The following is a 10,272-nucleotide window of genomic DNA, read 5'->3' as shown; positions in this document are numbered from 1 at the left end:
CAGGCAATCAGGGAAACCTATCCAACCTACTTCTGCTAAAAGCCGTCTCTTGCTACACTGCAATCATGCATACAATTCTCTGTTATGGTGATTCCAATACCTTCGGTACCAACCCCGGCGGGGGAAGGTGGGGCATTGACCAGCGCTGGACTGGTCTTCTTGGCTCAATGCTGGGCGGTTCATACCGCATCATCGAGGAAGGCCTCGGCGGCCGTACCACGGTTTTTGACGACCCGCTGGAACCCAAGAAAAACGGTTTGGAGTACCTTCCGGTCTCACTGCAAAGTCACCGCCCGCTGGACCTGGTCATCCTCAGCCTGGGGACTAATGACTGCAAGAGCCTCAACGGCGCCAATGAGCGCATTATAGCAAAGGGCTTGGAAAAGCTGGCTATCATGGTGAAAACCCATGCCTACGGGCCTGGTTACCCTATTCCCCAGGTTCTGGTCATCTCCCCGATTCATATCGGCGACGATATTGAATCTTCCGTTTTCGCTTCGTTCGATAGAGGCTCCGCTGCGTTGAGCAAGCGTCTGGCAAACCCCATCAGGAACATGGCTGAACAGCAACATATACTCTTCTTCGATGCTGCAACGGTGGCAACAAGCAGTCCGATCGACCAGCTTCATATGGACCAGGAGGGACACGCTTCGCTTGCAAAGGCATTGTATTCCTTGATCCTCCCGGTGTTCGGGGATACGGAGAAACCGCAAATTCCCGCTGAATATGCGAAAGAAGCCTCTCGAGCAAAATTCTTTGGTTTTTGAAGCGTTAGCATCCCACATCCAGTATGGCAGCCACCGGCCAGTGGTCGGAAAGCACCTCTCCGGGGATGGTATACTGCGGGCTGGACGCCAGAACCGGTTTGATGTTGCCGCGGGTCATGATTTTGTCTATTGCTTCAACCAGGAATCCTTCACTGCTCAAATAAGGGCAGGGGAAGGTTACCGGCGCACACAAGCCCAGTGTGGTGAATACATCTCTGAAACCCGCCTGCTCGGAGAATATCCTTGCGGGGTGCACCGGGTCGTTGAAGTCGCCGCAGAGGAGGGCATCGTCATCGCCGATGAGGAAGTTCAATGCCTTTGCGGCAAGATGAGCCTCATTATGGCGATAGCCAATGCCGGTTCTGAGCTCGTCTGCATTGAGCTGGTGGGTAAGGTGCATCGTTGCGACAAACAGGGCTTTGCCGTCCGCTGTCTTGAGCCGCACCCAGAAAACCCCCCGATGAAGTTCTGGCATCTGCAAATCAACGCGGCCATAGTCAAGAACGGTAAACAGGTTCTTCTTTACATAGATGGAGTTCTCGCACCTCCAGCCTTCATCAGGCCCCTCGATGCGCCGGTATTCACCGAGCGCTGGGTCCAGGACGCTCAATGTTTGCTCACGAACCTCCTGGAAGCAGTAGATATCCGCGGCAAAGGTCTGGACAAAGGAAACAACACAGTTTCTGCGCTGCTGCCAATGCTCGGTATTCCACAAATTCAAGGTGATGAGACTGATTCGCTGCATCTGTTACTCCTCAAGCATCGATGGAAATTTCTCAAGAATCAATTGGTATGAGCCAAGCGTCAGGACGGTGACCCAGGCAATATCGATATCATAATAGCCCTGCATCGCATGGGTGCGGTTGAAGTACTCCCAGGTGGTGTGGTTGAGTTGCTCAGGCTGCCAGCCTATATACGTTTCATCGCGTCCCAGTTGATCGGTTTCGGTCGCTACCAGCTGTCTGCAGGCTTCGATCATGAGCTTTGCCTGCTGTTGATAGAACACCTCGCCGGTCCACGCGGCATAACGCAAAAATTCATAGGCAATGGCCATTCCGTAGAAGTCCAGGTGGTGGTGGGCCACCGAAACCGATGTCATCCCGCGGGTGCGGAAGTTCCTTTGGCCGAGCATGCTCTCTCGGGGCAGGTAGGAGTCGAACTGCCAAATCCATTGGACGATGAACTGTGCCGCGAGCTTTGCACTCTCAAGCAGCCGCTTATCGTGTTCAAGGTCGTAAAGGTCGAGGAAAAATGACAACAAAGCCACGCCGGCTTCCTTGTCGCAGGAGTCTGCATCGAGGGTGTCGCCGTAGAACTCACCCTCATAGGCAAGTTCGCTGTAGAATGAGTAGGCCTGATGTACTGCGCTGAGAAGGTCGGCTTTCAAGGGGTCTTCATCGGACAGCAGGGGGATGATGGTACAGAAGAACGAGCCGATATACGCACCGTTGGTTCCCTGGATGTCCCCGGGTTTTCCCTTTTCGGTCCACCAACGCCCGAACGAGCCGGAGGAAAGTTGCGCCTCACAGTAGAAACGGGCTACCCGGCGTGCCAATGAGAGGTAGGAGATTTCCTCCCTCTCCAATTTTTGCAGAGTCCGGGCGAGCAGTACGTACTGTTTCATCGCCTCCCCGTTGCACCGGCTGTTCACCATCGATTTGTACTCGGGATGCTCTCCTATGCCCAAGTACCCTCCCCAGATATCGTTGACCAGATCGTAGTTGTCCTGGAATACTCCTTCGCTGCGCTCCGCCTGTAAAAAGAAATCACCGATTCGCTTGGCCACCTCGGCAAGCAGGAGGTGGTTGTCGGGCAGTGAGAACTTGGTGGCAAGATTCGCCCTTGCAGTGACTAGGGCGTTGGTCTTCGGCTGGTACTTGGTGAGGCTTGCCAGCTCTTGTGCACCTTGCAGGCTCTTGACCAGAAATGATGCGCTGGTGAATTTGTATACATCCTGCACCTCCCCGTTGCCTTCACCCATGAGCAGGTAGGCAAGTCCCTTCCCGTCGTTTTGCACGAGGTTGATCAGGCGGGTGAGCTTGTATTCGAACCAGTGGTCCCATCCGATGCCTTCCACCTTGTCTTCTGGCGACAATGCGTTCAGTCCCTGCACGAATTGGCAGTAGCCTTCAAGGCTGGAACCGGCTTTCTGGTTGGAGAGGTAGAATGTCCTTGTATAGGCAAGTCCCTGCGACGAGACCTCAAGACAGGGAAGCGCAAGAGAGGAGGTGTCGACCAAGGACTGTTTGCCTTGGTAGCTGTACGGCCACTCGCTGCCGGGGATGGAGATGATCAGGCCGTGGCGGTCAGGTGCCACCGATGCAACGAACATCTTGTCGGTTGCAGGCTTGCTCGCACAGGTAAAGAGGCGTTTGCCGTTGGACAGCTGTGCGCAGCAGGGGATGCTCATTCTCGTTTCGAGGAAGGACCAGTTCGCCGAGCGCTCACGGGAGGGGAAGCACCCCTTTCCCTTGTTGTTGTCCTGATACCAGAGTGCCGGTATGAACAGCTTGTTCTCAAGCTCCTGGTCATCGTAGGAAAAAGCTGCCTGGAGCCGGTATGAACCCTGCTGTCTCAGATTCCAATTCCTGGTCAAAACAAGCAGATTCCCTCTGCTCAGCAAGCGGTCCTCGATGGTTCCCAGTGGGCCGAAGTCGGCAGTGATGGACTCTTCGTTGATGATGAGAGCACACGGAGTCCTTCGCTTCCCTTCAAAGGTCAGCGTATAGGTAATCGTGCAAAACGACTCGTTTGAGCACAGTTCCACCTTCTCCGATGAGGTTTGCAATACGTGCATACGGATTATCCTTTCATACCGCTGGTGGCAATCCCTGCGATGATTTTTTTCCTGAAGAAAATGTAGAACAGAATCTGGGGAATTGAGGCGACGGTTGCTCCCGCCATGATCAGGGAGTACTGCGTGCCGTGGGTTCCTTGGAAGTTGGCTATGCCGACGGTGATGGTGTACTTGATGGTGTCATTGATGACGATCAAAGGCCAGAGGAAGTCGTTCCATGTATTGATGAAGGAGAGGATGATCACCGTTGCCATGGCCGACTGGCCCAACGGAACGATGATCTTGAAGAAAATCCTCGCCCGGTTCGCCCCGTCGATGAACGCAGCTTCCTCCAAGTCGGAGGGAATGCCCTCGTAAAACTGTTTGAGGATGAAGATCCCAATCGGCAACGCAATTCTGGGAAGGTAGGCAGCAGCCAGGGTGTTGACCAGTCCATAGGAGTTGAATTGCAGATACAAGGGTACGATAAGAACCTGGAAGGGGACCATCATACCACCCATCACCAGCCAGAAGAGGACGTTGCGTCCCTTGAATGGAATTTTGGCAAAGGCATAGGCGATGGGTGCATCGACTGCCAGGGTGAGAAGCATGGCAAAGAGGGAGACGATAAAGGAGTTGCCCATCCAGTTGATGATGTACGTGGAGGTGAAGGCCTTGATGTAGTTGGCAAAGCTGGGGTTCTGCGGCCAGAAGGTGAAGGTCTTGGTAATGACTTCTTCTTCAAGCTTGAGGCTGGTGATGAACATCCAGGCTAGAGGGAAGACCCACAGGGCGATGAACAAAAGTTCCAGCATCCGGATGATGAACTTTTTGGTTTTCATGTGTTTTCCTTCCTTCCCAGCAGTGCGTACTGGAGGACGCTGACCAGCATGATGATCAAAAAGAGGATGTAGCTCATCGCTGCACTGTAGCCCATTTTGTAGTATTTGAAGCCGGTTTCATAAATATACTGGACCAATACCCGTGTTGTTCCATGTGGTCCACCTCCGGTCATCACGTATACTTGGCCGAAGACGTTGAAGGAGGCGATAATCTGCAAAATCAGGCAAAGAACGGTGGTGGAGGAGACCAGGGGGATGGTGATGTGCCGTACTTCCTGCCAATAGGTTGCCCCGTCAATCGAGGCTGATTCATAAATTTCATTGGGAATCTGCTTGATGCCGGCTCCAAACAGGACCATGTTGAAGCCTGCTGTCCACCACAATGTGGTAAGGGCGACCGACCACATGGCGTAGTTCTCGTTGGTCAGCCAGCTGATAGGACTCTTGTCCAACATCATGAGCACTTGGTTGAGCACACCCCAATCCTTTTGCATGATCCAGGCCCATAGGGTACTTACCACGGTCATGGAGAAGATGTAGGGGAAGAAGAATACATTCTCCATCAGACCCTTGAGTGGGGACTTTCCTGTTATGGCCAAGGCCATCAGGAAGCCGACCAACAAGAGTGAGGGAGTGGTCATCAGCACGAACTGCAGGGTATGCCACAGCGATGAGTAGAACTTTTCATCGGTGAAAAGCACCTTGTAATTATCCAAACCGATGAATGATGCAGTAGAAAGAATATCCCACTTGAAGAAGCTGACATAAAGCCCGGACAGCAAGGGGTAGATCATGAATGCAATATAGACAGCAAGAAAGGGGAGGCTGAACGCTATCCCATCACGGGTGTCTTTGTTTCCGGGTATCATGGCACGGCCCTCCAGAGAAAGCCCCTCCCCCCCGGACAAGGGGGGAAGGGAGAAAACAATCCTAATACGAAGCAATGATATTTTTAACCGTTTGTTCCATATCGGCAAGTGCTGCCTTTGGATTCTGGTTCTTGGTCACGGCATACTCGAGCTTGTCGCTAAGCGTACCATAAATCTCTTCCCAAGCTGCAGTGCGCGGGGTCGGCAGGGCGAAAGCAGCGGCGGCGGCATAGTCCGCACGGTACGGCAGTGCCTTCATCTCGCTCTTGTCGGCTACACTCTTGCGGGTGGGGATGTGGCCGGCTTTGGCCCACATCTCGCCATGGGAGGTCATCCAGTCGATGAAGGTTATGGCAGCTTCGACGCGCTTTGGATCCTGGTTCTTCTGTACCGGGATTGCCAAGGTGTGCGAGCCGGCCCATGCAGCCTCGCCGCCCATGATGGGCGGAAGCGGAGCAGCACCAAAGTTCAGGCCTGCAGTCTTTTCAAGCGTGCCGGTTGCCCAGACACCGTTGAAGTAGAAAGCTGCGTCGCCGAGTTTGAAGGTATTCATGGCTGCATCGTAGTCGAGTTCACCGGGGTTGACCTTGTATTGGTGCACCAGGTCCTGGAGCCACTTCAGAGCCTTCTCGCCATAGGCATTGTTGAAATTGGGAGCCTTGGCATCAGCGGTCAGCAGGCTTCCACCTTGCTGGGCGACCATGGACATGAACAGGCGGGCAAGGGTGTATGCCTTGTAGACGCCGGTGGTGTTGTCGATGGCCATGCCCCATTTGCCTGTGGCCTGTTTGACCTTCAGCGAAGCGTCGATGAACTCCTGGGCGGTCTGGGGAACCTTGGTGACTCCGGCCTTTGCCATCAGGTCCTTGTTGTAGTACATGACGATTGGATGGACGTCGAACGGAAGGCTGTAAAGCTTGCCATCGAAGCGGCAGGCATCGAGCGGAGCCTTCTGGAAGTCGGCGAGCATCGAAGGGCTCACATAGGAGTCGAGAGCCAACAATGAACCGCTGGGTACATAGTTGAGCAGGTTGCCCTGATGGACCACCACGACATCCGGAGCAGTTTTTGCTGCAAGGGCGGTAGTGAGCTTGGTGTAGTAGTTGTCAAACTTCACCATGTCATTCTTCATGACGATCTCACTCTGTGATGCGTTGAATTCATCGACCATGGCGTCAAAGAACTCACCATCGCCACCGGTGAACAGCGACCAGAAGGTTATCTCGATCGGTCCTTCCTTCTTCTGTTCTGCTGCAGCCTGGGCGAACAGCATACTCGAGGCAAAAAGTGCCACAAGCGCTACCAAAACAAGTCTCTTTTTCATGTGAACCTCCTTGTTGGAACACAGGTATAGTGCGATTGTTCCCTACCGGGTGGTCTCTCGAAAGACCAGTCTCGTGGGGAAATCCTTTGTTATATACTCCAGATTGGGATCCTGGATATGCACAAGCAACATCTCCATGGCCACATAGCCAAGTCGGTACTTGGGTACGTCCACGGTACTGAGGCTGGGCTGCATGAATTGGCTCATGTACAGGTTGTCATACCCGAAAACCTCGATGTCTTGGGGAACCTTGAGGTTGTTCTCATACAGGCTCTTGAGTACACCCATGGCCAGCATGTCGTTAAAGCATGCCACCGCGGTGAAACCCAGCCCCCGGTTGAGCGCCTGGTTGGTCAGGTAATATCCATCCTCGATGTGTCCAGAAGCTTCAACAACATAATCGGGATCGACTTCAAGGGCGTTGTTCGCAAACGCTTCGGCGACTCCTGCAAGACGGTCGATGGTGTTGCTTACTTTCTTGGGCCCTGCAATGTAGAGAATCTTTTGATGACCGTTGGCGATCAGGTGCTCGATTACCTTTCTTTGTCCATCGCGGTCGCTGTGCAGGATACTGTGGTTCACCAACCCTTCCAAGCGCCTGCCCGGAAATACAAAGGGTATCTTGAGGTTTCGGTAGAGGTCGAGGTGTGCATTGCTGTTGTCAAACACCGGCATGGCGATGATTCCGTCGACCTTGCGGCAGAGGAACATTTTTATCAGGTCGGCTTCCTTTTTCACCGACTCCTCGGTACTTGCAAGCAGGATGTGGTAGTCGGCCTTCGTGGCGGCCTCTTCGATGCCGCGTACCACTTCGCTGAAAAACGGGTTGGCCGAGTCTGCACTGATGATACCCACCATTTTGGAGTGGGCTGAGCGCATGCTGGCGGCAACAGAGTTGGGAATGTAGCCCAGCTGCTGGGCTGTATTTTGAATGAGCTCTCTTGTCTGCTTAGAGATTTTAGGGTCGGAGCGCATGGCTCTGGAGACCGTATTAATGGAAAATCCTGTTGCCTGTGCAATGTCTTTTAGGAGGATGCTCATAGGTTAAGGTTAACACGCAACAAGGGGTTATCAAGGCGAACTCCTCGAATAAAGCCCGGATAATTCCAAAAATCAGGATTAACGTTAATCTAACCTATCTGCGCATCCACAAAATGCTTGCTTTGTTTCTTGATTTTCTTCAGTTCTCGTTTTTGTGCCCGCGCCCACTCTTTTCGGCTGATAAGGGCTACCTGCTCGACCGGTCTGCCGCCGATGAACTGGATGATCGCACACTCGGTCTCCTCGGTTCCTGTAGCCTTGGGATAGTTGATGAAACCGTGCACGGTTTTCTTCACTTCCAGGTATTTGACCGGGGTGTCCGCCGAGGCAAGGGCGTCGGCATAGAGCATGCCGTCGTCATGCAGCGGATCGTACTCCGCTCCGATGATCAGCGTTTGGGGAAGCCTGCTGTGGTCCTTTCCCAAAAGCGGCGAGAAGCTGGGGTTGAGGATGTCCTTCGGTTCGCGTTGATAATTGTTGATGAAAAAAGCCATCTGCTTGTCGGTCAGCGTCGGGGAGTCCTTGTATTTCTCGTAGCTCTGCGTCCGCATGCGTCCATCGGTCACCGGATAGAGCAGGACCTGGCCGGCGATGGCCGGGCCCTTGCGGTCTCGGGCCAGTCGGCTTACCACGGCGGCAAGATTGCCCCCGGCGCTGTCCCCCACCAAGAAGATACGGTCGGGGTTGGTTTTCCAGTATCTGCAGCCCGATGCAGCCCACAGCAGGGTGTCATAACAGTCTTCAACCGCAGTGGGAAACTTGTACTTCGGGGCCAGGCGGTAGTCGACCGAGAGCACCGCCGCCCCGGTGATGTCGGCAAGGTGTGCGCAGAGGAAGTTGTACAGGTCCATGTTGCCCCAGACCCAGCCTCCTCCATGGTAGAAGATGATCAAGGGGGTCAGGTCGCTGATGCCTCTTGAACCCTGTCGTTCAAAGAAATATCCGGTAACCATCCCATCGGTGACGGGAATGATGAAGGTTTTGGTCGCAATGTTTCTCGCACTCTTGCCAAGAAGTTTGCGTATCAGGATATTGTTGGGAATCGATATATCGTTCAGTTCCTCGATGCGTTTGGGAGTCAGCCCTTCAGGATCGGTAATTGCAACCTTGTTGATCAGGGAGACCAGCCGTTTCATCCTCGGAGACAAATCATAGTCAGCCATAGTGGACACATCGTAGTATATCCAGCTTCAGCGCGCAAGCCGCTTGCAAAGAACCTGTATAAAGATTTGTATGCAGTATGCGTGGTCCTTCCTTGTCAGGCATCGGCGTGTTTGGAAAGTATTTTCTTGAAGTTCAAAAAGAAAAGTGTTGCGGTTGTAAGACCTGCCAGTATGTCGGCGATCGGCTCAGCTATGAATACTCCCTGCATGCCAAGCAAACCGCCCAACAGGAAAACCAGGGGAATCAAGAGTATGATTTTTCGCAGCAAGGCCAGGAAAAAGGAAATTTTTGCCTGTGAAAAGGCAATGAATGCCTGTTGGCAGGCAATCTGTATCCCCAAAATCCAGAAGCCTGAACTGTAGATTCTCATCGCTCGTGCTGTTGTTTCCAGCAGAATCTCGTCTTTAGTGAACAAGCCGACCACCATGGCAGGAGCCAAGACCAGCACCAGGCATACGATGGTGGTGAAAGTCACACTCGTAAGCAGGATGTATGTAAAGGCTTGTTGCACCCGCTTGCTGTTCCCCGCCCCCCAGTTGTAGGAAAGAATGGGTTGTCCCCCCTGGGTGAGGCCTTGCAACGGGGCAAGACTGAACATCATGACCGAGGAGAGAATCGCCATGGCTCCCACTGCGATGTCGCCACCGGTTCGCTGGAGTGTGGAGTTGAGCACGATATTCACCAGGCTTTCGGTGCTCATCATGAAGAATGGAGATATGCCAAGAGCCAGGACAGGAAGCATGACCTTTCGTGTAGGCCGTAGGTTGGGCAGTGAGATTTTGAGACTGGAACGTTTTGAGGACAAAAACGATATGACCCATACTGCACTGGCGGCTTGACTTATCACCGTCGCATATGCGGCTCCCTTGACTCCCAAGCCAAAGCCAAAGATGAAGATCGGGTCGAGGACGATGTTTATCACCGAGCCGAGCAGCATGGTCAGCATGCTGACTTTGCTGAAGCCTTGGGCTGTGATGAAGGGATTCATTCCCATGGAAATCAGGACGAACAGCGTCCCCCAGAGATAGATGCCCAGATAGTCCAAGCTGAACGGCAAGGTGTTAGCACTTGCTCCGAAGAGGAGCAGCAAGGGTTCTTTGAGCCACTGGAAAAAGAGGGTGAGAATGCAGGAAAACAGCAAGAGTGTTCCCAATGATTGGTTGAGCAGCTGATTTGCCTCATCCATCTTGTTCTGCCCTAGCTTGATCGAGGCGTGTACGGCACCTCCTGAGCCGACAAGCATGCTGAATGCAGAGAGCAGCATGATGATGGGAAAGCTGAGGCCGATGCCGGTTAATGCAAGCGGTCCGTCCACTGCAATGTGGCCGATATAGATGCGGTCTATTATGGTGTAAAGTGCGTTGATCAGCTGGGATAGAATGGTAGGGACGCATAGGCGTACCAAGAGCCTGCCGATTCGCTCGGTTCCGAGTGAAGATGGTATGGAATGCATACATGTACCATATCCAAAAGAGGAAAAAGTTGCAAC

At 53.3% G+C, this 10,272-nt stretch carries 9 protein-coding genes; 1 reads left to right on the top strand and 8 read right to left on the bottom strand.

What is annotated here, in order from left to right; all coding sequences use genetic code 11:
* Window positions 1-65 precede the first annotated feature (65 nt).
* A complete protein-coding gene (locus B3F49_RS06925) occupies window positions 66-767 on the top strand; it encodes an SGNH/GDSL hydrolase family protein (protein ID WP_293910018.1) in 702 nt (233 codons plus the stop codon).
* A gap of 4 nt (window positions 768-771) precedes the next feature.
* Here B3F49_RS06925 and B3F49_RS06920 read toward each other — a convergent pair whose 3' ends face one another.
* From B3F49_RS06920 to B3F49_RS06885, 8 genes are all read right to left on the bottom strand, one after another.
* The gene (locus tag B3F49_RS06920) at window positions 772-1,512 is read right to left on the bottom strand and encodes an endonuclease/exonuclease/phosphatase family protein (RefSeq protein ID WP_293910016.1); all 741 of its coding nucleotides are present in this window, start codon (window positions 1,510-1,512) and stop codon (window positions 772-774) included.
* Window positions 1,513-1,515: 3 nt separating this feature from the next.
* On the bottom strand, window positions 1,516-3,564 hold the full coding sequence (locus tag B3F49_RS06915; protein WP_293910014.1) for a hypothetical protein: 2,049 nt from the start codon (window positions 3,562-3,564) through the stop codon (window positions 1,516-1,518).
* 5 nt (window positions 3,565-3,569) lie between these two features.
* Window positions 3,570-4,385, bottom strand: a complete 816-nt coding sequence (locus tag B3F49_RS06910) for a carbohydrate ABC transporter permease (RefSeq protein ID WP_293910012.1) — start codon at window positions 4,383-4,385, stop codon at window positions 3,570-3,572.
* Window positions 4,382-5,254 carry a carbohydrate ABC transporter permease gene (locus B3F49_RS06905; RefSeq protein ID WP_293910010.1) on the bottom strand — a complete coding sequence of 291 codons (873 nt, stop codon included), beginning with the start codon at window positions 5,252-5,254 and terminating at the stop codon, window positions 4,382-4,384. The genes B3F49_RS06910 and B3F49_RS06905 overlap by 4 nt, the downstream gene beginning before the upstream one ends.
* A gap of 61 nt (window positions 5,255-5,315) precedes the next feature.
* Window positions 5,316-6,578 (bottom strand): ABC transporter substrate-binding protein, encoded by a 1,263-nt coding sequence (locus B3F49_RS06900; protein ID WP_293910008.1) that lies wholly within the window; start codon window positions 6,576-6,578, stop codon window positions 5,316-5,318.
* A 42-nt stretch (window positions 6,579-6,620) separates the two neighbouring features.
* The gene (locus tag B3F49_RS06895) at window positions 6,621-7,619 is read right to left on the bottom strand and encodes a LacI family DNA-binding transcriptional regulator (protein WP_293910006.1); all 999 of its coding nucleotides are present in this window, start codon (window positions 7,617-7,619) and stop codon (window positions 6,621-6,623) included.
* Between the two features lie 89 nt (window positions 7,620-7,708).
* Window positions 7,709-8,782, bottom strand: a complete 1,074-nt coding sequence (locus B3F49_RS06890) for an alpha/beta hydrolase (protein WP_293910004.1) — start codon at window positions 8,780-8,782, stop codon at window positions 7,709-7,711.
* A gap of 95 nt (window positions 8,783-8,877) precedes the next feature.
* Window positions 8,878-10,236, bottom strand: a complete 1,359-nt coding sequence (locus B3F49_RS06885; RefSeq protein WP_293910002.1) for an MATE family efflux transporter — start codon at window positions 10,234-10,236, stop codon at window positions 8,878-8,880.
* Window positions 10,237-10,272 lie beyond the last annotated feature (36 nt).

It is taken from the genome of Sphaerochaeta sp. UBA5836, assembly GCF_002432845.1.
In the GTDB taxonomy this organism is placed as follows: Bacteria; Spirochaetota; Spirochaetia; order Sphaerochaetales; family Sphaerochaetaceae; genus Sphaerochaeta.
This window is presented reverse-complemented; position numbering and strand designations above follow the sequence as displayed.